The following is a 20,976-nucleotide window of genomic DNA, read 5'->3' as shown; positions in this document are numbered from 1 at the left end:
GAAATATTTTCTGAAAAGGAGGCTCTGTCTAAAAAATATTTTTTGCCTGTGGTATAATAAGAAGGACATTTCTAGAATGAGGTCTTTGAAGTGAAAAAAAGAAAGAACAAGCCTTTGGAACACGATGGAAATTTTATTTCCCTTCGTTTAAATATTTTATTTTCTATCGTGATTTTCCTTTTCCTAGTTTTGATATTGCGTCTGGCAGATATGCAGATCATCAATCATGATTTTTATAGTAATAAGCTGTCTACTGCCAGTCAGAAAATCATCAGCAATGGCTCTATCCGTGGGCAGATTTACGATGCGCAAGGAAAACCTTTAGTTGAAAACGAGATTCAGCAGGTTGTCTCCTTCACACGTTCCAACAAGATGTCTGCTCAGGAAATGAAAGAAGTAGCTAATAAACTCTTGCAGTGGGTCAATGTGTCGGACGTAACAATTACTCAACGTGACAAGGCTGATTATTATTTGGCGGATGAAGAAGTTTATCGTCAGGTAGTCGAGGCCTTGCCAGAAGATAAAAAATACGATTCTGATGGCAACTACCTGAGTGAATCGACAATTTATTCTAATGCGGTTGATAGTATCCCTGCTGAAGCATTGCAATATTCTGAGCAAGATAGCAAGGCGATTGAGCTATTTAAGCAGATGAATGGAGCTACTTACTTCTCTACTGTTAATTTGGTAACAGATACTCTAACAGCTGAACAAGTTGCTCATATCGTAGCCAATGAAAGTCAACTTCCAGGCATTTCAACGACTAACAACTGGCAACGGACGATTTTACCAACTTCCCTCAGCTCTATTATTGGTACAGTAACGAGTGAACAGGCTGGTTTGCCTGCGGAAGATGCGGAATACTATCTCTCCAAGGGCTACTCATCAAATGACCGTGTGGGAACTGCCTACCTCGAGAAACAATATGAAGAAGTATTGCAAGGTCAACGTGAGAAAAAACAAATCAACCTAGATCGAAACGGAAATGTCGAAAGTATTGAGACAATCCAAGAAGGACAGCAGGGAAATAATATTAAACTGACTATTGATTTAGCCTTTCAAGATGGTGTCAATGCTATTTTGAAAAAATACTTTGAAAGTGAGCTGGCTACTGGTAGTGCACTTTACTCGGAAGGAGTTTATGCAGTCGCATTGGAACCTTCAACAGGTGCGGTGCTTGCCATGTCTGGATACAGTCATGAAAAAGGAGCAGGTAGCATAACAGAAGATGCCCTTGGTACTATTACAAGTGTTTTCACACCAGGTTCCATCGTCAAAGGAGCGACAATCAGCTCTGGTTGGGAAAATGGAGTTATCAGTGGCAATCAAGTGCAGTTAGATGAACCAATCTATTTTGCAGGTTCAGCACCAATTACATCTTGGTATGGGGCCTATGGTAGTTTTAATATTGATGCGACAGAGGCTCTAGAATATTCTTCTAACGTCTACATGGTTAAGATTGCTTTGGGATTACTTGGTCAGACCTACTCAGCTAACATGTATTTGAATGATGGCGATACATTGACAAATGCCATGACTAAGCTTCGTTCGACTTTTGCAGAGTATGGTTTAGGTGCGTCAACAGGTATTGACCTTCCACTCGAATCTACAGGATTTTTACCGGAAGAGTATTCGACAGCCAATTTTATTACCAATGCTTTTGGACAGTTTGATAACTATACACCGATGCAGATGGCACAGTATGCAGCGACCATTGCGAATAACGGGACACGGATTTCTCCGCACCTCGTTGAGGGAATTTATGGGAATAATGCCCAAGGTGGTTTGGGGGAATTAATTGAAACCGTATCTGGTAAGGAGATGAATCAGGTTAATATTTCCACTGAGGATATGTCTCTTCTTCGTCAAGGTTTCTACCAAGTTGTCAATGGTAGTGGGCGCTTTAATACAGGTAGTGCTATCGGTCGTGGTGCGGCTGTGACCATCAGTGCCAAGACTGGTACAGCCGAAACCTATACAACGACAGCTTCTGGTGATGTGGTTACTGCGGTCAATACCAACGTTGTTGCTTATGCGCCTAGTGATAATCCTCAAATTGCGGTAGCAGTTGTCCTACCAAATTTGACCAATCAAAGTTCAACAACTACTAAGACAATTACTCAAGAAATTATCAATCTATATCAATCACTTCACCCAATGAATTAAGGAGGCTTATGCTTTACCCTACACCTATTGCCAAGTTAATTGATAGCTATTCTAAATTGCCAGGTATCGGTATAAAAACGGCTACCCGTTTAGCTTTTTATACTATTGGCATGGAGGATGATGTCGTTAATGAGTTTGCAAAAAATTTATTGGCAGCCAAGCGAGACCTATCTTATTGCTCTATTTGTGGTAATTTGACGGATCAGGACCCCTGTGCCATTTGCCAGGACTCAACGCGAGACCAATCTACTATTTTGATTGTAGAGGATAGCCGAGATGTTACAGCCTTGGAAAATATTCAAGAATACCACGGTCTTTATCATGTCTTGCATGGCTTGATTTCTCCCATGAATGGTATCGGACCAGATGATATTAATTTGAAAACCCTCCTCACTCGCCTGATGGACAATGAGGTTACAGAAGTTATTGTGGCGACCAATGCAACAGCAGATGGAGAGGCTACATCCATGTATATCTCACGAGTCCTCAAACCAGCGGGAATCAAAGTAACCCGACTAGCTCGTGGCTTAGCGGTAGGCAGTGATATTGAATATGCAGATGAAGTGACCCTGTTGAGGGCTATTGAAAATCGTACAGAGCTATAGCAGTTCTGTAGTTAGAGACGTTCCTAATTTTAAGATAGGATAGATATGATTTGTTAAATTATGCTATACTAAGAGTAATAGCGTTGGTACAGGAAGGAAAATATATGTCAAAAGAAACCTTGATTTTACTATATGGTGGGCGTTCTGCAGAGCGTGAGGTATCTGTTCTGTCTGCCGAAAGCGTCATGCGTGCTATCAATTATGATAAATTTTTTGTCAAAACCTATTTCATCACTCAAACTGGTGACTTTGTAAAGACGCAAGAGTTTTCTCAAATACCGTCTGCCGATGAAAAACTCATGACAAACGCGACGATTGTTGAAGAGCAAAAAATCCGTCCGAGCGATATTTATGAAGAAAAGGCAGTCGTTTTCCCTGTCCTTCACGGACCAATGGGGGAAGATGGCTCAATTCAAGGCTTCTTGGAAGTTCTCCGTATGCCTTATGTTGGCACTAATATCTTGTCTTCCAGCGTTGCCATGGACAAGATTACAACTAAGCGTATTTTGGAATCAGCTGGAATCTCCCAAGTACCATATGTAGCCGTTATAGAGGGTGAAAATATTGACGAAAAGATTGCAGAGATTGAAGGGAAATTGACTTATCCGGTCTTTGTAAAACCAGCTAATATGGGGTCAAGTGTCGGTATCTCAAAAGCTGAGGATTTAGCTGGCTTGCGTAAGGCACTTGATCTGGCCTTCAAGTATGATAGCCGTGTCCTCGTTGAGCAGGGTGTTAATGCGCGTGAGATTGAGGTCGGTCTTTTGGGAAATGCTGACGTGAAAACCACCCTTCCTGGCGAAGTAGTCAAAGACGTTGCTTTTTATGACTACGATGCCAAATACATCGACAACAAGATTACTATGGAAATCCCAGCTAAGATTGACGAGTCTATCATGGACACCATGCGTGATAATGCTGCCAAGGCCTTCCGAGCTTTCGGTGGTTGTGGCCTGTCCCGCTGTGATTTCTTCCTGACAGAAGACGGCGACATCTTCTTAAATGAGTTGAATACCATGCCAGGATTTACCCAGTGGTCTATGTATCCACTCCTTTGGGATAATATGGGCCTAGCTTACCCAGACTTGATTGAAGAGCTTGTTCGTTTGGCTAAGGAAATGTTTGAAAAACGCGAAAGTCACTTGATTTAAAATGTTTGGAAAAGGTTGGAAAATTTCCAATCTTTTTCTAGTTCACATTCTTGCAAAGGTTTGCAAAAAGGAATAAAATGGAACAAGTTCTGGAGGTGTTTATGTATCAAACGACAGTAAAAGGGGAAGGCCTGTTTCAGGCTCTTTCTCAAGGTTATGGCGAACCGGTTCGTACCTTTGGGGTAACGGAGAAGGGTGAGACTCCGGTTAGTCTAGTTAATATTGGCTTAGCTGCTTGTATCACCATGTGTGTGCAGGGCTACTATGCCAGCCAAGAAGGCAATAAAACCATGCCTGTTCAGGTGGAGAGTCGCTTGGACAATCAGCGTTTTGAGGTGTTGATTGGAATTGGTGAGTCGGTTTCAGCGCAAAAGCAGAAAGAGATTCTTTCCTATGTGGAAAAGAAATGTAAAGTCAAAGCTCTTTTGAGGGAAGACTTGCAGTTTGAGACAAGATTTTATGTCTTAGAAAGTGTGGAGTAAGATGTTTTTAGCAATCGAAGAAATGCGACAGAACAAACTGCGTTACGGCTTGATTTTAGGATTATTAATCCTGATTTCTTACTTGGTCTTTTTCCTGACTGGTTTGGCTTACGGACTCATGCAGGAAAATAGAACAGCAGTTGATAAATGGCAGGCAGACTATGTTCTGCTCAATTCAGAAAGCAATCGCTTGATTGCAGCATCAAAAATTGATACGAGCCTGCTTGATCAGGTGGATGCTAGTGACAAGGCCTTGATTCGCCAACAGGCAGGAGTTGCCTATGTGGATGAAAATGCCACCTCAGACGAAAAAGAAAAGGTAAACATCTTTGCCGTAGAGGCTGATAGTTTTATCGTACCGAATATTGTAGAAGGTCGTTTGTATGAAAAAACGGGAGAAGTCCTTGTAGACAAAACCTTGTCAGAGGTAGAAGGTTTTGGGCTTGGAGATCAAATCTATCTATCAGGTGCTGATGAAAAAGTGACCATTGTAGGTTATACAGACAATGCCTACTTTGGAGTGGCGCCTGTTGTATATATGGACTTTACGGCATTTGCAGAATTGATGCAGGCTGATAAACAACAAGCTGCAACGAGTAATCTTGCCAGTGCCATTGTCGTTCGTGGAGATGTCGCTTCTCTACCAGATGAGCTGGAAAAAGTTGCTATTGCAGACTTTATTGAAAATCTGCCAGGATATAAGGCCCAAAATATGACCTTTGGCTTTATGATAGGATTCTTGATTGTCATCTCAGCCATTGTTATTGGTATTTTTATCTTTGTTTTGACAACTCAGAAATCGCCGATTTTTGGCTTGATGAAAATCCAAGGTCTTTCAAATGGCTATATTTCAGGTTCTGTACTGGCTCAAACCTTCCTACTTGCTGGTGTGGGAACCGTCCTTGGATTGGCTGGGACTTATTTGTCATCCCTTGTCTTGCCAAGCGCTGTTCCATTTGAGAATAACTGGACCTTCTATATTGCAATCGGCCTAGCACTAGTTGTATTTGCTCTATTGGGTGCTAGTTTCTCTGTAGGTTCTATCTTTAAGGTAGATCCATTACGAAATTTGTCTTAGGAGGTTGTTATGAAAACACTTATTTTTGAAAATATTAGTAAGACCTTCCAAGATGGCAGTCAAACCATTACGGCTCTTAAACCAACAAATTTTAGCATTGAAGAAGGCGAATTTGTTGCCATCATTGGACCATCTGGTTCTGGGAAGTCAACATTTTTGACCTTGGTAGGTGGTTTACAAACACCGACAACGGGTCGTGTTTTAATCAATCAGTCGGACTATTCTGATTTACCTGAGAAAAAACGTGCCAAATTGCGCTATAAGGACATTGGTTTTGTCTTGCAGGCTTCCAATTTGATTCCATTTTTAACAGTCGAAAAACAATTAACCTTGGTTGATAAGGTCAATAAGAAAGCTGAACCGAGCAAGCGAAACGAACTCCTATCTGAATTGGGTGTGGAACATCTCAAAAACAAGTTCCCTAAGGATTTGTCAGGCGGAGAACGGCAGCGTGTAGCTATTGCCCGTGCACTTTATAACGATCCAGCTTTGATTCTAGCTGATGAACCAACAGCCAGTCTAGACAGTAATCGCGCTTTTGAAGTGGTTGAGTTATTAGCTAAGGAAGCCAAAGAACGGAACAAATCCATCATCATGGTAACACATGACCAGCGTATGATTGAAAAATGCGACAAGGTATATGAGATGAAAGATGGTGTCCTCACTCAAGTTCGATAAAAAATGGTATAATAGAAAGAGCGAAAGCTCTTTTTTAGTTTATTGGAGAAAACAATGAAATTAACCCTACACGAAGTCGCTCAGGTCTTGGGCGCAAAAAATGATATTAGTCTTTATCCCGATAGAGCCCTTAACAAGGTGGAGTTCGACAGTCGCCTGATTACAGAAGGGGATCTTTTTGTTCCCCTCAAAGGTGCGCGTGATGGTCATGACTTCATTCCTGTTGCTTTTGAAAATGGCTGCGCAGTAACCCTGTCTGAAGTCAGCCTTGATGTTCCTCACATTCTAGTAAATGATTGCTTGGCTGCGCTTCAACAATTAGCGGCCTACTACCTAGAGAAAACAGGGGTAGAAGTCATTGCTGTGACAGGATCAAACGGTAAAACGACCACCAAGGACATGATTCACGATGTTCTGGCGACGACTTACAAGACTTACAAGACACAAGGCAACTACAACAACGAAATCGGTCTGCCATACACCGTCCTCCACATGCCTGATGATACAGAAAAACTGGTCTTGGAAATGGGCCAAGACCAGTTGGGAGACATTCATCTTCTATCCGAAATTGCCAAACCAAGTCTGTCAGTAATTACTCTATTTGGCGAAGCGCATCTGGAATTTTTCGGCTCACGAGCAGAGATTGCCAAAGGAAAATTACAAATTGCAGATGGAATGGATCCAGGTAGTAAACTCTTGATCCCAGCAGATCCGATTGCGGATAAGCTCTTGCCGAGCCATGTAGACCTCATTCGCTTCGGTGAGCAGGCTGATTTGCAGGTGACCAGTCTGGTCGAGTCAAAAGATAGCCTGACCTTCACCGTCAATTTTATGGACGGCGATATTTTCCTCCCAGTAACGGGCAAGTACAATGCCACCAATGCCATGGTAGCAAGCTACGTAGGTAGGACCTTGGGTGTGCCAGATGAGGCAATCAAGTCAGCCCTAGCCAGTCTAAACTTGACCCGCAACCGCACCGAGTGGAAGAAGGCAGCAAACGGAGCAGATATTCTCAGCGATGTCTACAACGCCAATCCAACGGCCATGCGTTTGATTTTGGAAACCTTCTCTAGTATCCCAGCCAATGAAGGCGGCAAGAAAATCGCCGTTTTAGCAGACATGAAAGAACTGGGGAGCCAGTCCGTTGACCTCCACAATCAGATGATTCTGAGCCTGTCGCCTGATGTGCTAGACACCGTCATTTTCTACGGTCAGGATATTGAAGGTCTGGCCCAGTTGGCTAGTCAGATGTTCCCGATTGGAAAAGTCTATTTCTTTAGGAAAAATGCAGAGCAGGACCAATTTGAAGAACTGGTTAAACAGGTTAGAGAAAGTCTAGGAAAAGAGGACCAAATCCTCTTTAAAGGCTCTAATTCCATGAATCTTGGGAAAGTGGTTGAAGAAATAGAAAAGTAGAGAGGCAAGACCTCTCTTTTTCAGCAAGTCTTGTCAAAACATCGAAAAGTTGATATACTAACTTTTTGGGAAAGAGAGGAATTTAATAAGATGAGTGATTTTTTTAGCAATCAGATTTCTGAAGCACCGAACCTGAACGTATTGGAACACCTGTTTCTCATGATTATTTGGTTTTTCATGCTCTATCTTTGTTTTCGTTGTTATCAAAAAAGATGGTTTCATATTGTTTTTTGGTGGCTTCAATTTATACAGATTGTCTCCCTTTATACTTGGTATATCGTAGCTGATTTTCCTCTTTCTGAGAGTCTTCCTTTTTATCATTGTCGCTTGGCTATGCTCTTTATTCTTTGGGCGAAGCCTGGACCTTTGAAACGTTATTTTGCCTATCTGGGTCTTTTTGGATCGCTTGCGGCCTTTATTCATCCAGTATTTGACCCATTTGCATTTCCACATCTGACCTTCTTTACTTTTGTTATTGGTCACTACGCCTTGACGGTTAATTGTATGTTGTACCTGTTATCTGATTTAGAGGGGGAGATGTTGAAGGGGAAAGAGGTAGTGAAATATACGCTTATTATGAATATGCTGATTCTAGGAGTAGCTCTTTTAACTGGTGGAAATTATGGATTTTTGAGACAGGCACCTTTAGTGAACAGTACCAATCTTCCTTTGAATTTCTTCTTGGTAACCTGCCTACTCTGTTTCTCTATTTTGAGTATACAAGCTATGTTAATTGCCTATTTGAAAAAAGAAAGCAAACAAATGAATTCGCATATATTGAAAAAATAAGACTTGAAATTAGTTTTTCAAGTCTTATTTTTAGTTTTTAAATGCGCCTTGTTTGTGGCTAATCCAGAAAAAGACAGGGATAAAAATGAGCATTAATCCAGAATAGATTGGCAATGTGTGACTGTTTAAGGGGTGGATTTCAATCAGACCATGTAGGAAATGGGAGCTGATGAAGAAACCGAAAACGGAATAAATAATAAGAGCCAGTCGAGCTTTTGTCAGTGGCAAACAGGCACGAATGACAGCCAGTAGACCTGTTGAACCAAGAACATAATAAGAGAGGGTTTGCATGTCATGCAAGTTTAAGTATCCAAATACTTGCATTAAATGGAAAATAAGGACACTGAGAACAACCATGAGAGCATTTGGGAGGGCTAAGAGAAGAGATTTTCTGAGAAAATGTTTTTCTACAGGGCGGATATTTCGTTCAAAAGTTAGGATAAAAGGAGGAAAACCTTCGACAAATTGACCAATGAGGGTCATTTGTACTTGAATAAATGGGAAAACTAACAAATATTCTGCTTTACCTAGGGCGATACTAGCGATACAGATAAGGCCAAGTAAGAAAGAGTAGATTGTTTTGATAAGAAAGATGGGAGCAATGTGGGAGATGTTGTTAACAACGCGTCGTCCCTCAAAGAGAATCTCAGGAATATCGCGAAATTCAGAATCTAGGAGGACTAGATTGGCGATTTGTCTGGTAGCGGGATCGCCTTCAGCCATAACAATGGAACAATCAGCTTCGCGTAGTGCAAGAATATCATTGACCCCATCACCGGTCATTGCAGTAGTATGTCCCTGTGTTTTGAGGGTTTGGATGAGCAATTTTTTCTGATGTGGGGATACGCGACCAAAAATGGCGGTTGTTTCAGCTCTGGCAATTAGTTCTTCGTCGTCAACTTTGGAACAATCGATATAGCTATCGTAGTCAGCAAATCCAGCTTCCCTGGCAATGTGTGAGACCGTCACAGGATTGTCACCAGAGATTATTTTTAGAGTCACTTCTTGCGAGCGAAGATAGGCCAGTGTTTCTGCGGCGTCTTCTCGGATTGGATCGGCAATTTCTAATAGAGCTAGAGGTTCAATATTCTCAGGTAGCTGATTTTGAGAAGAAGGAAGGGACTGTTGGCTAAGCGCAAGAATCAGGACACGGGAACCACGAGCCTGTGCCTCAGAAACAGAAGGAGGATTTTGTGTTAGTAACATTTCTGGTGCCCCTAGAAAAATGTGACCAATGTTTTCTATTGTCATTGCCCCCCATTTTCTATCACTAGAAAATGGAATGATGTGACTAGCTTTATAGTGGTGCTCTAAATCACCATATTCTTTTCGAATGGCCTGAGCTGTTGAATTAGTATCCTCACTTGTCTGGATATAGGTAGCGAGTATCTGTTGGATAGTGTCAAGTGAATAATGGTTGGTTAAGGGGAGCAAGTTTTCGACGGTCATTTTCCCCTGAGTAATCGTTCCGGTCTTGTCCAAACAAAGAACATCAACTCGGGCAAGTGTTTCGACGGAATACATTTCTTGTACGAGGACATTTTTCATTCCCAGTTTGATAACGGCAGTTAAGAGAGAAGTGATGGTCAGCAGAGCGATTCCCTTTGGTAACATACCTAGTAGGGCAGTAGAGCTGGTAATAACTGAGTCTTTTAAGGGAAGAAGTTTGATGAAAAAGGCTTCTAGAAAAAGAGCAAGTCCGAATGGAATGATAATTTTTCCTGTAAATTTAGCAATTTTATCCATATTGTAAAGAATACGAGAGACGATAGGTTTGTGAGTTTTCGCCTCAAGCATGAGCTTATTGGCATAGTTTTCTGCGCCAACATGGATGACTTTTGCATAAATCTGTCCGCTAACTAGATAGCTACCAGACAATAATTCAGCCCCAGTATTTTTCACAATCAAGTCGCTTTCACCGGTTAACATGGCCTCGTTTGTCTCGGCTATACCTTCTAAAACAATAGCATCACTAGGAACTTGTTCGCCAGCAGACAGCAAGAGAACATCATCTAAAACAATATCTTCTGGTGCAAGAGAGATTGTCTCACTGTCACGAACAACTCGGATAAAATCCTTGTTCATCAGGTTGAGTTTGTCAATCATTCGTCGTGCTCGCCATTCTGTCAGCATTCCTGAAACAGCGTTGAGGACAATAACTCCGAAGAAGAAAAGGTTGGACCATGCCTGTACAGCTAGTAAGGCTAAGAAAATGGCAAAATTTAGTGCGTTAAAAGATGTAAACACATTTCGTCTGAAGATTTCCCAATTACTGGCACTGGTCTTTGTCTTAAAATGATTGGTTTGCTGGTTTTGAATACGTTCTTGTACTTCCTTGGTTGATAAACCTTTTATTTGTTTGTTCATTATTTTATCTTTCTTTTTCTAGTATATAGAATACATCTCATACTTATTGTAACATATTTATAATACAATAGTATAGGTCTGTAGACCTATTCTTCAATGGTTTGAAAAATTCCCTTATTTCCGATATAATAAGAGAGTTGTCTAGTAAAGAATAAGGATGAATCCAATGTAAATCGAATAGGATAAGAGCTCAGCTCTGCTATGAATCAAAATACAAAAAATGAAAAGGAAACATTATGGCACTACAAGAAGAAATCAAGAAACGCCGCACCTTTGCGATTATCTCTCACCCGGACGCGGGGAAGACCACTATTACTGAGCAGTTGCTCTACTTTGGGGGCGAGATTCGTGAAGCAGGTACGGTCAAAGGGAAAAAGACTGGTAACTTTGCCAAGTCTGACTGGATGGATATTGAGAAACAACGTGGTATCTCTGTCACCTCGTCTGTTATGCAGTTTGACTACGCAGGCAAGCGGGTCAATATCCTGGATACACCAGGGCACGAAGACTTCTCTGAGGATACCTATCGGACCTTGATGGCGGTGGATGCGGCTGTCATGGTGGTGGACTCTGCCAAGGGTATCGAAGCCCAGACCAAAAAGCTCTTTGAGGTTGTGAAGCATCGCAATATTCCAGTCTTTACTTTTATCAACAAGTTGGACCGTGATGGTCGTGAGCCATTGGATTTATTGCAGGAGTTGGAAGAAGTCTTGGGCATCGCTAGCTATCCGATGAACTGGCCAATCGGTATGGGAAAATCTTTCGAAGGTCTCTATGACCTCCATAACAAACGTTTGGAACTCTACCGTGGTGAAGAGCGTTTTGCGAGTTTGGACGAGGGTGACAAGCTCTTTGGTTCTAACCCATTCTATGCACAAGTTCTAGATGATATTGAACTTTTAGCGGAAGCTGGGAATGAATTTTCAGAGCAGGCGATTTTGGACGGCGATTTGACACCTGTTTTCTTCGGATCAGCCCTGACAAACTTTGGGGTGCAGACCTTCCTTGACACCTTCTTGGAGTTTGCTCCAGAGCCACATGGTCACAAGACAACGACAGGGGATGTGATTGATCCGCTCAATAAAGACTTTTCAGGCTTTGTTTTCAAAATCCAAGCCAACATGGACCCTCGTCACCGCGACCGCATTGCCTTTGTCCGTGTGGTTTCGGGCGAATTTGAACGCGGTATGGCAGTTAACCTGTCTCGTACAGGCAAGGGAGCCAAGTTGTCCAACGTGACCCAGTTCATGGCAGAATCTCGTGAGAATGTGGAAAATGCAGTAGCGGGTGACATTATCGGGGTTTACGATACAGGGACCTATCAGGTAGGAGATACTTTGACCGTAGGCAAGAACAAGTTTGAATTTGAACCGCTGCCGACCTTCACGCCTGAAATTTTCATGAAAGTTTCTGCTAAAAATGTCATGAAACAAAAATCCTTCCACAAGGGAATCGAGCAACTGGTACAGGAAGGGGCTATCCAGCTCTACAAGAACTACCAGACAGGCGAGTATATGCTGGGGGCCGTTGGTCAGCTCCAGTTTGAAGTTTTCAAACACCGCATGGAAGGCGAGTACAATGCCGAGGTAGTCATGACCCCAATGGGTAAAAAGACCGTCCGCTGGATTAAGCCAGAAGACCTGGATGAACGCATGTCCTCAAGCCGCAACATCCTAGCCAAAGACCGCTTTGACCAACCCGTCTTCCTCTTTGAAAACGACTTCGCGCTCCGCTGGTTCGCGGACAAATATCCGGATGTGGAGTTGGAAGAGAAGATGTAGCAAACATCTGGGAGATGTTTGCTATCGGGAGATAATAGCCGACAGCAGTCGGCTTACCAATAGCTAAGGTCCAGTGGACCTTTTCTAGTGGGAGATGGGAACTGACGGAAGTCAGTTTACAGCTGTTCAGCTTTGAAAATCAAGTTAAAACTTCCTTAAGTCGCTTCGATGAACTTCAGTTCAATCTTCAGCTCCCTGCCTAGTTTTATTCTTGATTTTCTTTGCGTATTAAAGTCAGTATTCAGCTTCGAAAATCAAGCTAAAACTTTCTTAAGTCGCTTTGATGAACCTCAAGTTCAATCTTCATCTAACCCAATTAACTCTATAATAAGTCAGGCAAGTCCTGGCTTTTTTTAATTTTGTTATCATTGCAAAAAAAGTATTATTATAATATACTATAGTTATATAAATGGAAATGGATTGGAGGTCTTATCCCATGTTTTACTACCTTAGAAAGTGTAAGTCGGAGGTGCTGGCTTATGTCTTGGTAGCTCTTGTCTATGCTCTGATTTTGGCAGCAACAGGTTTTGTCTATGCTAGGGTTTCAGAGGCGGCTCTGTCCGGTGACCAAAAGGCATTTGTGACCAGTTCACTCATAGCGGTGGGCTTTTTCATCTGCGATACCTACTTTGACTACCTGCCTCGTTATCTCAAGTCTAAGTTGGTCAATCGTATCATGGAAAGAACTCGCAATCAGCTGGTGGCTGTCTATGCAGCTGGTGATGATTCAGGAAGTGATGACAAAAAGAGTGCTGACAAGATTCACATTTTGGTCAACCACTTGGATGTCTTAGAAAATGCCTATCTGACACCGCTCTTGTCCATGTTGACCAGTCTTCTTGTCTTTACCTTTTCACTGATTGGTGCCCTTTATTTGCAAGGGACCATGACGCTGATTATGCTGGCTTTGTGCTTTATTCCTTTTCTCGCTCCCTTGATCAATAATCGTATCCTTGCTCATGCCACTCAGGATAGTCAGTCGGAGAAGAATGCCTATCTCAAGCTCTTTAGTGAGTTTGTTCATTCTCTGACCTTTATCCGAATCAGCACCATTACGCCGATTTTTGAGGAGAAACTCCAAGCATCCAGTCAGGAATATGCTAGGCGAGCCAACCATTTTTCCAAAAAACAATCTCAGACCTACGCCGTGTCCTACGGTTTGAGTAGTGTGGTCTATTCGGGTTCCTGGATTATTGGTGGTATCTTTGTCTTTCAAGGCCTGCTGAAGATTTCAGACCTGATTGCTATGACCACCCTCATGGGAACGGTGGCGGGGCCTATCCAGACCATGTCTGGACTGGTGACAGATTACCTGGCCAGTCGGACTGTTGTGGCAGATTTGACGGCGATTTTGCAGGGGCAATTCCAGGAAAATGAAGCCGTGGAAGAACTGACTGAAACCATTGACAGCATCAGCTTGGAAACGATTACCTATGAGCAGAATAATCACCGCCTATTTGATAGGTTTTCCTATCGTTTTCTTGCTAATAGAAAATATGCCATTCTAGGCAAAAGCGGCAGTGGGAAGACGACCTTACTCCGTCTGCTGCTGGGTGTTCAGAAAGCAGATGAGGGACGGGTCTTGGTCAACCAGATCAATCTTGCGAACTTGGAACAAACTTCGGTCTTTGGAAAAATCTATTATCTTCCTCAAAAAACGGCTATTTTCTCAGCTAGTATTGGGGAAAATCTGAGCCTGTTTGGTCCCTTGGATCAGAGAAAGGCTCTGACTTGCTTGAGCAGGGTTGGTCTGCTAGACTGGTTTGAACGACAGGAAAATGGTTTCGCCACCCTGTTATCCTCTGCCCAGCAATTATCGGGAGGGGAGGAGCGGCGGTTTGATATAGCTAGAGCCCTCTATCGTGATGCGGAAGTCTTGTTATTTGATGAGCCAACGACGGGCTTAGATACTAGAAATGAAAGTTTAATTGCGGAAACCTTGTCCAAGATTGAGGATAAGTTGGTCATCGTCGTCACCCATTCGCAGAATGAAGAATTTCTAGGCTTGTTTGACGAGAGGCTTGTATTATAGGCTGGTTTTTACTTTGTTTCCTGTAAGTTTTTCGGTAAAATATGGAAAAGTAAAAAAGGAGTAACACATGGGTTTGTTTTCAGGTTTGATGGGCAATGCCTCACAGATGAATAATGACAAGGTAGAGCAGGAGCTAGGGAATATTTTATTGGCTAATGAACAAGTAGAGATGGCCTTTAGTTTGGTCCGCGACCTGATTGTCTTTACCGAGTATCGCTTGATTTTAGTGGATAAGCAAGGGATTTCTGGTAAGAAGGTAGCCTATAAGTCTATTCCTTACCAGTCCATTTCACGTTTTACGGTCGAAACTTCTGGTCATTTTGATTTAGATGCTGAGCTCAAGATTTGGATTTCTTCTGCGGCAGATCCAGCGGAAACCCTCCAATTCAAGAGTGACAAGAGTGTTATTGCTATCCAAAAAGCTCTGGCTGCGGCTGTTTTGGGAAAATAAATTGTTAGAAAGAATGTTGGAATCTTATCCAGCATTCTTTTTTTATCTAGCAAATGCGATAGCTTGCCAGATATAGTTATTTAGTTTTTTATTTAATATATAATAAAATAGACTTATGACTTACGGAATTGATTTTAGAAAACGCGTTATTGCCTATGTCCAATCAGGACACACAAAAAAGGAAACCTGTGACCTATTTGGTATTGGAACCGATACCTTGTACCGTTGGGAGACACAGCTGAAAAATGAAGGACATCTGAATCGTAAACCACGCTCTCGTAGTCCTCGCAAATTGCCATTGGATAAGTTAGAAGCCTATGTCAAGGAACATCCAGATGCTTTCTTAAGGGAAATTGCAGAGCATTTTGACTGTAGTATTCCCTCAGTTTGGGCAGCCTTAAAAAAACTGAACATCACTTTAAAAAAAGACCACAACCTATAAAGAACAAGATAGCGAAAAAGTGAGACGCTATCTTGATGTTTTAGCCTGCTTTCCAAACACCCCTATTGTTTACATTGATGAGACTGGCATTGATACTTATCTTTATCGTCACAAAGCTAGAGCACCTCGAGGGGAGAAAGTATACGACAAGGTAAGTGGACGCAGATTCGAAAGAATTTCGGTAGTAGCTGGTCAAATTGGTTCTAAAATTGTAGCCCCCTTGCTTTATCATGGAACGATGACAGCGGAATTATTTATCAAGTGGTATCAGGAGCAGCTATTGCCATCCTTGACAGAACCCCATGTCATCATTATGGATAATGCAGCTTTTCATCCCAAGAAACAACTAGATGAGCTTGCAGTGGCTAAGGGACACTATTTTCTTCCGCTTCCACCTTATTCCCCTGAACTTAACCCAATTGAACGATTCTGGGCTGGATTGAAAAGAAAGGTGGTTGAGTGTTTGAGGACAGTTCAATCGGTTGAGTATTGTTTGGAATGCTATTTTAAAGCTAAATAATTATATTTTAGTTTACTTTTAGTACTAGCTCCAACTATCTGGGAGAGTGAAACAGTTCGGGGAACTGTTTCAGCCCGATCCTAGATACAAAAAAGCGAGAAAAAAGATGCTGGAAATAGGGCGAACCGCATTCGCCTCAAAAGCTGTAGGCAGCTTGTACAGTCTAGCAGACTGTACAAGGCTGGAAATGAGACTTGCGAAAGCAAGTCACTTACGCAAAGTACGGCAAAGCGAGTTAACGAAGTAATTAAAGATAGACTAAATGTCTATAACAGCCTAATGATGCATTTTTTTATTGTTGCTCTCAATGTTTCACTGTGCTATCCTTAGTTCACAACTCCTATAGAATTTTTCATGTCACAATCAATCACTTTTATTTTTCGTGAAAGAAGTAATTTTTTGTTATTGATGATATAGTCTGCTTATCGAAAATTTAGTGGTTGACTATTTTTGACTTGAAACGACAATTAAGATATAAAAAACGAGGAGTCCCCCGTTGGGAATTTCCTCGCTAGTCAGTTGAATATTTTTATGTTGATGGTAAAAGGAATTGGAAGGTTAGGGTGAGAATTAGGTATGTATTGTACGAGATGTTATTTATAGAACAGTATTTTAGCTTAAATACTAAACATGCAAAAATATAGAACGATTAACGGTAATTGCATTGTATAACTTCATTGATAAGACGTTCACCGGGGAAATCTGAAATGATGATTCCTGGTCTACGAATTTGATTGTTTCGTAGATAGTCCGCAACAAGAGTATTGGTTCCTTCAAAGGAAATTGTTGCAAATACACCGAGACGTGCTGTGCGTGGGAAGTCAGGGTAGCGATGCCTAAAACCGGGTTCCGTCAATCCAGTAGAGAGTCGGGAAGCATCAGTTGCTGGACGAACATGTCCACTTGCTACAAAATAAGGGAAAGAACCACCAGAACCACTGAGATAATTCATGAAAATAAAATCAATGCTAGATGTATTTGCCTGATTGATATGGTTCTTTATAGCTTCCCATTTTTTATATAAATCCCAATTTGTATTGAGATGGTATTGATCTTGAGTAATAACAAAACGATAATTTATTCCGTGTTCGATAGACAAGACATCAGGTAAAAGCACAATCTGGCCACGAATTTCGCCTAGTGTAGGATTGTATCCGTTTGACGAAGTCATAGGATTCCAGAAAAGAGAGGAATATCGTTGATAATAGGACTCAAAAAGGGTAAACATTTCAGGATCAGAGGCATGAGTATGCTCTTGTTTAATCCGCATTAAGATGGTTTCACTTGGATAACTTATCAAGTAATTTTGAATAGTTGTAAGAACCTCTTCAAATTGGTAGCCCAAGGCGATTGAGCCATGGTAGAGAGCAAAGTGATCTCCCATATATGCGAGACGAATATCTAAATATCGGATTCCAGACTCCAATTGTTGCTGCAAATTCATTGTTTGCGTACGGACAATATCACGAAAAGGAAGATGGTTACTGTGAGCCATGCTATCATGAGTTCCCGGAATGGCAAGCTCTCCTAGAAAACGATTATCAGGAATTGTGGACATCCAGTCTGTATATTGTTCAATATGCGGTGTGGTCACTTGTTCTTCATACCAAAAGGCGCGGTCATAATGAGCGTGGGTAGAAGTAGGGAAGAGCAAAAAAAGACCTAGACAAGCGGTCAGGGCAAAGGATATCTTCTTTTTTGTATTCATATCTATACCTCCTCGTATGTTAATCCTCAATCAGCGCTTGGATAACATAATATAATTAGTGAAATGGTTGGTAATATAATTATAGTAAAAAAACGTTGTTAGTTTCCATCGTGGTTTTTTGATATTGGGACACCAGCGATTAGCTGTGAGAAGTCATCACCTTAATTATATCATAGGGTAAAAATAAAAGCGAAGAGGATAGTCACTAGTCTTGAGAAAGATAGCATTTGTTTACGAAAGCTATTGTTTTGAGTCACCTTTACCTTTATTATTTATATGTCTGAATACAATACCGCATTGGTTGTTCAAACTATGATTCAAATAGTCTTAATTTCTCACTTTCTCACCTTCAAATATTTTTAAGTTTTTTTTGAAAACGTATTATTTTTATTTTCAAGGCAAAAGCCAACCTTTATGCTTAGAATGTGTTATACTAGTTAAGTTACAAGTCTGATACTGGTTAGTTCGCTGCCAGTGGAAATAATTGTTACAAAAAAAGTTAGATAAGGTAGCTTCGCACTGCCTTGTAAAAGAAAGGAAATGCGTTAGGAAACTGGTTCGGGAAGAGTATTCGAACCCGTGCTAAAAACTTCATGAAAAAGATAGACTTCCTAGTGTGTACCCACACTGCGTCAGTCTCCTATTTTCACCTTGTTTTCTTAACGCACTTGGTATCATAATTGAAATTTACTGAATTAAATTTATCAGAAGACATTTTGCTTGCCGTTGAGAAGGCAGGTTTTGAAACGCCGTCACCTATCCAGGAGCAGACTATTCCGCTTGCCCTGGAGGGTAAAGATGTGATTGGTCAAGCCCAGACGGGTACAGGGAAGACCGCAGCCTTTGGTCTGCCAACCCTCAATAAAATTGACACCAACAATCAAGCAGTTCAAGCCCTGATTATTGCCCCAACACGTGAGTTGGCGGTGCAGAGTCAGGAAGAACTCTTCAAATTTGGTCGTGAAAAGGGTGTGAAAGTCCGCTCTGTTTACGGTGGATCAAGCATCGAAAAGCAAATCAAGGCCCTTCGCTCAGGTGCCCACATCGTTGTTGGTACGCCAGGGCGTCTCTTGGACTTGATTAAGAGAAAAGCCCTCAAGCTTGACGGTGTTGAAACCCTCATTCTTGATGAGGCAGATGAAATGCTCAACATGGGCTTCTTGGACGATATTGAAGCGATCATTGAGCGTGTACCAGAAAGTCGCCAAACCCTACTATTTTCTGCGACCATGCCAGAGCCAATCAAGCGTATTGGTGTCAAATTCATGAAAGAGCCTGAGCATGTTAAGATTGCGGCTAAGGAATTGACCAATGTGAACGTTGACCAATACTATATTCGTGTCAAAGAACATGAAAAATTTGACACCATGACACGCCTTATGGACGTTGACCAGCCTGAATTGTCTATCGTCTTCGGTCGTACTAAGCGCCGTGTCGATGAATTGACTCGTGGTTTGAAACTGCGTGGCTTCCGTGCAGAAGGTATCCACGGAGATTTGGACCAGAACAAGCGTCTGCGTGTCATCCGTGATTTTAAAAATGACCAGATTGACGTCCTTGTTGCGACGGACGTTGCAGCGCGTGGATTGGATATTTCAGGTGTAACGCATGTCTATAACTACGATATTCCACAGGATCCAGAAAGCTATGTTCACCGTATCGGTCGTACAGGTCGTGCGGGTCAATCAGGTCAGTCTATTACCTTTGTTTCGCCAAACGAGATGGGCTACTTGGCCATCATCGAAGATTTGACCAAGAAACGTATGAAAGGTCTCAAGCCAGCAACTGCTCAGGAAGCATTCGAAGCCAAGAAGAAAGTTGCCTTGAAAAAGATTGAGCGTGATTTCGCAGACGAGACCATTCGTGGAAACTTTGATAAGTTTAAGAAAGATGCAATCAAGTTGGCGACTGAATTTACGCCTGAAGAGCTTGCTCTCTACGTACTTAGTCTGACCGTACAAGATCCAGATAGCATGCCAGAAGTTGAAATCGCACGTGAAAAACCACTGCCATTCAAGTTTGCACCTGGTCAAGCCAAGGGTAAAGGTGGACGTAGTGGTCGCGACCGTGATCGCGGTGGTCGTCGTGACGGTGACCGCAACCGAGACCGTGGAGGACGCCGTGGTGACCGCAATCGTCGCGATGACAGGTTCAAGCGCGACAACCGCCGTCAAGACAATAAAAAACCACACCAACGCACATCAAGTGAAAAGAAAACAGGCTTTGTTATCCGCAATAAAGGGGAGAGATAAGCGAGTCTATACAGACCATAATTAAGTGGTCTGTTTTTTCGAAATCTATTTAGAAAAATATCAAAATAGTTCTTGACAAACAATAAAAACAGAGTATAATTCTATTTAGAAATATTTCTAAATAGATGACCAAGGAGGCTTATTATGGGATTGTCTGAAACCTTGAAGGCAATTTCTGCTCCTATTCGTAGGCAAATTCTAGATAGTCTTAAGTCGGGGCCGAAGTCTGCTGGGGAAATTGTAGAACAATTTCATTTAACAGGAGCAACAGTTTCTCATCATTTATCCACTTTGAAAAAAGCTGGATTAATTTTGGAGGAAAAGCAGAAAAATTTTATTTATTATCGTCTAAACTACACGGTTTTTGAAGAAGTCTTGGTTTGGATTGCAAGTTTAGGAGGACATCAAGATGAAGAAAATTGACATAAAAACCTTATTAGCAACTTCGAGTATATTTCTACTGATTGCAGTATTGATGATTTGTTACTATAAAGCATTGCCAGATACCCTGGTGACACATTTTGGCGTAAATGGTGAGCCAAATGGCTCTATGGCCAAGTATATGATGATTTTGACACCGCTATCATTTTTTTGTGTTCACCTATTCATTTGTGTACTTTATGATGTGAAAGGGATAGGGAAAACACCAGTCATTCGAGTGGTCAAATGGCTTTTTCCGCTACTGGCTCTCATCATTCAAGTTTCTTTACTCTGGTATAATTTAGGAGGAGAACTGGATTATCGGAGGCTTGTCATTGGACTGCTGGCTGTATATTATATGGTGATAGGGAATTATTTACCCAAAGAGGAATTGGATAGCAAGATCAACGAAATAGAACGAAAGGGAAGAAAGCAGTCAGGCTATCTCTTGATGATTGGTGGGTTGTTGCAGTTAGTAAGTTTGTTGGGTTCACCAACTCTATCTATCCTTGTAATGATTTTGGTTGGTATTTCTGTTGTAAGTCTTAGTATCTATTATGCTTATCTGCATTTTAAAACCGCTTCATAATTGGAGCGTTTTTTGTTATACTAGAAGTAGCAAAACAGGAGGTAAGACC

At 41.6% G+C, this 20,976-nt stretch carries 18 protein-coding genes; 16 read left to right on the top strand and 2 right to left on the bottom strand.

All coding sequences use genetic code 11. The annotated features are described in order from the left end of the window. Window positions 1–90: 90 nt before the first annotated feature. The 8 genes from pbp2b (at window position 91) to P7J58_RS05500 (ending at window position 8,365) form a co-directional block, all read left to right on the top strand. Window positions 91–2,166, top strand: a complete 2,076-nt coding sequence (pbp2b, locus tag P7J58_RS05535) for a penicillin-binding protein PBP2B (RefSeq protein WP_408555864.1) — start codon at window positions 91–93, stop codon at window positions 2,164–2,166. A gap of 8 nt (window positions 2,167–2,174) precedes the next feature. Beyond that, window positions 2,175–2,771 carry a recombination mediator RecR gene (gene recR, locus P7J58_RS05530; RefSeq protein WP_002935848.1) on the top strand — a complete coding sequence of 199 codons (597 nt, stop codon included), beginning with the start codon at window positions 2,175–2,177 and terminating at the stop codon, window positions 2,769–2,771. 104 nt (window positions 2,772–2,875) lie between these two features. Then, on the top strand, window positions 2,876–3,922 hold the full coding sequence (locus P7J58_RS05525; RefSeq protein ID WP_024376694.1) for a D-alanine--D-alanine ligase: 1,047 nt from the start codon (window positions 2,876–2,878) through the stop codon (window positions 3,920–3,922). Between the two features lie 101 nt (window positions 3,923–4,023). After that, window positions 4,024–4,404, top strand: coding sequence for an OsmC family protein (locus tag P7J58_RS05520; RefSeq protein ID WP_024418551.1), 381 nt, complete (start codon window positions 4,024–4,026; stop codon window positions 4,402–4,404). A gap of 1 nt (window position 4,405) precedes the next feature. Then, entirely contained in the window at window positions 4,406–5,482 is a 1,077-nt protein-coding gene (locus tag P7J58_RS05515; RefSeq protein WP_043027116.1) for an ABC transporter permease, read from the top strand. A 9-nt stretch (window positions 5,483–5,491) separates the two neighbouring features. Beyond that, window positions 5,492–6,160, top strand: a complete 669-nt coding sequence (locus tag P7J58_RS05510) for an ATP-binding cassette domain-containing protein (RefSeq protein WP_172026284.1) — start codon at window positions 5,492–5,494, stop codon at window positions 6,158–6,160. A 54-nt stretch (window positions 6,161–6,214) separates the two neighbouring features. Continuing rightward, on the top strand, window positions 6,215–7,576 hold the full coding sequence (locus P7J58_RS05505; protein ID WP_408555865.1) for a UDP-N-acetylmuramoyl-tripeptide--D-alanyl-D-alanine ligase: 1,362 nt from the start codon (window positions 6,215–6,217) through the stop codon (window positions 7,574–7,576). 90 nt (window positions 7,577–7,666) lie between these two features. Then, window positions 7,667–8,365 (top strand): TIGR02206 family membrane protein, encoded by a 699-nt coding sequence (locus P7J58_RS05500; RefSeq protein WP_125064845.1) that lies wholly within the window; start codon window positions 7,667–7,669, stop codon window positions 8,363–8,365. A 30-nt stretch (window positions 8,366–8,395) separates the two neighbouring features. Here P7J58_RS05500 and P7J58_RS05495 read toward each other — a convergent pair whose 3' ends face one another. Further along, window positions 8,396–10,732, bottom strand: coding sequence for a cation-translocating P-type ATPase (locus P7J58_RS05495; RefSeq protein WP_408555866.1), 2,337 nt, complete (start codon window positions 10,730–10,732; stop codon window positions 8,396–8,398). Between the two features lie 236 nt (window positions 10,733–10,968). Here P7J58_RS05495 and P7J58_RS05490 point away from each other — a divergent pair, with 236 nt between their 5' ends. From P7J58_RS05490 to P7J58_RS05470, 5 genes are all read left to right on the top strand, one after another. Beyond that, complete coding sequence (locus tag P7J58_RS05490) at window positions 10,969–12,513, top strand: peptide chain release factor 3 (RefSeq protein ID WP_408555867.1); 1,545 nt, start codon at window positions 10,969–10,971, stop codon at window positions 12,511–12,513. Between the two features lie 436 nt (window positions 12,514–12,949). Beyond that, entirely contained in the window at window positions 12,950–14,545 is a 1,596-nt protein-coding gene (locus tag P7J58_RS05485; RefSeq protein ID WP_408555868.1) for an ATP-binding cassette domain-containing protein, read from the top strand. A 67-nt stretch (window positions 14,546–14,612) separates the two neighbouring features. Further along, on the top strand, window positions 14,613–14,996 hold the full coding sequence (locus tag P7J58_RS05480; protein ID WP_044755041.1) for a PH domain-containing protein: 384 nt from the start codon (window positions 14,613–14,615) through the stop codon (window positions 14,994–14,996). A gap of 115 nt (window positions 14,997–15,111) precedes the next feature. After that, window positions 15,112–15,438: an IS630 transposase-related protein gene (locus P7J58_RS05475; RefSeq protein WP_408572565.1), complete on the top strand. Its 327-nt coding sequence runs from the start codon at window positions 15,112–15,114 to the stop codon at window positions 15,436–15,438. Window positions 15,439–15,457: 19 nt separating this feature from the next. Further along, on the top strand, window positions 15,458–15,958 hold the full coding sequence (locus P7J58_RS05470; RefSeq protein WP_408572564.1) for a transposase: 501 nt from the start codon (window positions 15,458–15,460) through the stop codon (window positions 15,956–15,958). A 649-nt stretch (window positions 15,959–16,607) separates the two neighbouring features. Here the strand turns inward: P7J58_RS05470 and P7J58_RS05465 are convergent. Next, on the bottom strand, window positions 16,608–17,666 hold the full coding sequence (locus P7J58_RS05465) for a phosphatidylinositol-specific phospholipase C (protein ID WP_004298887.1): 1,059 nt from the start codon (window positions 17,664–17,666) through the stop codon (window positions 16,608–16,610). A gap of 680 nt (window positions 17,667–18,346) precedes the next feature. Here P7J58_RS05465 and P7J58_RS05460 point away from each other — a divergent pair. The 3 genes from P7J58_RS05460 to P7J58_RS05450 all read left to right on the top strand — a co-directional run bounded on the left by P7J58_RS05460 (window position 18,347) and on the right by P7J58_RS05450 (window position 20,927). Then, window positions 18,347–19,918, top strand: a complete 1,572-nt coding sequence (locus tag P7J58_RS05460; protein ID WP_408572563.1) for a DEAD/DEAH box helicase — start codon at window positions 18,347–18,349, stop codon at window positions 19,916–19,918. A gap of 144 nt (window positions 19,919–20,062) precedes the next feature. After that, window positions 20,063–20,341, top strand: a complete 279-nt coding sequence (locus P7J58_RS05455) for an autorepressor SdpR family transcription factor (protein WP_099832587.1) — start codon at window positions 20,063–20,065, stop codon at window positions 20,339–20,341. Continuing rightward, complete coding sequence (locus P7J58_RS05450; protein ID WP_408572562.1) at window positions 20,328–20,927, top strand: DUF1648 domain-containing protein; 600 nt, start codon at window positions 20,328–20,330, stop codon at window positions 20,925–20,927. Before P7J58_RS05455 ends, P7J58_RS05450 begins: the two co-directional genes overlap by 14 nt. Window positions 20,928–20,976 lie beyond the last annotated feature (49 nt).

Origin of the sequence: Streptococcus suis, from assembly GCF_046032535.1 — a bacterium.
Taxonomy (GTDB): domain Bacteria; phylum Bacillota; class Bacilli; order Lactobacillales; family Streptococcaceae; genus Streptococcus; species Streptococcus suis_AK.
This window is presented reverse-complemented; position numbering and strand designations above follow the sequence as displayed.

Coding starts and splice junctions, on each gene's coding strand:
- recR (WP_002935848.1), top strand. CDS start 2,175: ATGCTTTACCCTACACCTATTGCCAAGTTAATTGATAGCTATTCTAAA.
- P7J58_RS05525 (WP_024376694.1), top strand. CDS start 2,876: ATGTCAAAAGAAACCTTGATTTTACTATATGGTGGGCGTTCTGCAGAG.
- P7J58_RS05520 (WP_024418551.1), top strand. CDS start 4,024: ATGTATCAAACGACAGTAAAAGGGGAAGGCCTGTTTCAGGCTCTTTCT.
- P7J58_RS05515 (WP_043027116.1), top strand. CDS start 4,406: ATGTTTTTAGCAATCGAAGAAATGCGACAGAACAAACTGCGTTACGGC.
- P7J58_RS05510 (WP_172026284.1), top strand. CDS start 5,492: ATGAAAACACTTATTTTTGAAAATATTAGTAAGACCTTCCAAGATGGC.
- P7J58_RS05505 (WP_408555865.1), top strand. CDS start 6,215: ATGAAATTAACCCTACACGAAGTCGCTCAGGTCTTGGGCGCAAAAAAT.
- P7J58_RS05500 (WP_125064845.1), top strand. CDS start 7,667: ATGAGTGATTTTTTTAGCAATCAGATTTCTGAAGCACCGAACCTGAAC.
- P7J58_RS05495 (WP_408555866.1), bottom strand. CDS start 10,732: ATGAACAAACAAATAAAAGGTTTATCAACCAAGGAAGTACAAGAACGT.
- P7J58_RS05490 (WP_408555867.1), top strand. CDS start 10,969: ATGGCACTACAAGAAGAAATCAAGAAACGCCGCACCTTTGCGATTATC.
- P7J58_RS05485 (WP_408555868.1), top strand. CDS start 12,950: ATGTTTTACTACCTTAGAAAGTGTAAGTCGGAGGTGCTGGCTTATGTC.
- P7J58_RS05480 (WP_044755041.1), top strand. CDS start 14,613: ATGGGTTTGTTTTCAGGTTTGATGGGCAATGCCTCACAGATGAATAAT.
- P7J58_RS05475 (WP_408572565.1), top strand. CDS start 15,112: ATGACTTACGGAATTGATTTTAGAAAACGCGTTATTGCCTATGTCCAA.
- P7J58_RS05465 (WP_004298887.1), bottom strand. CDS start 17,666: ATGAATACAAAAAAGAAGATATCCTTTGCCCTGACCGCTTGTCTAGGT.
- P7J58_RS05455 (WP_099832587.1), top strand. CDS start 20,063: ATGGGATTGTCTGAAACCTTGAAGGCAATTTCTGCTCCTATTCGTAGG.
- P7J58_RS05450 (WP_408572562.1), top strand. CDS start 20,328: ATGAAGAAAATTGACATAAAAACCTTATTAGCAACTTCGAGTATATTT.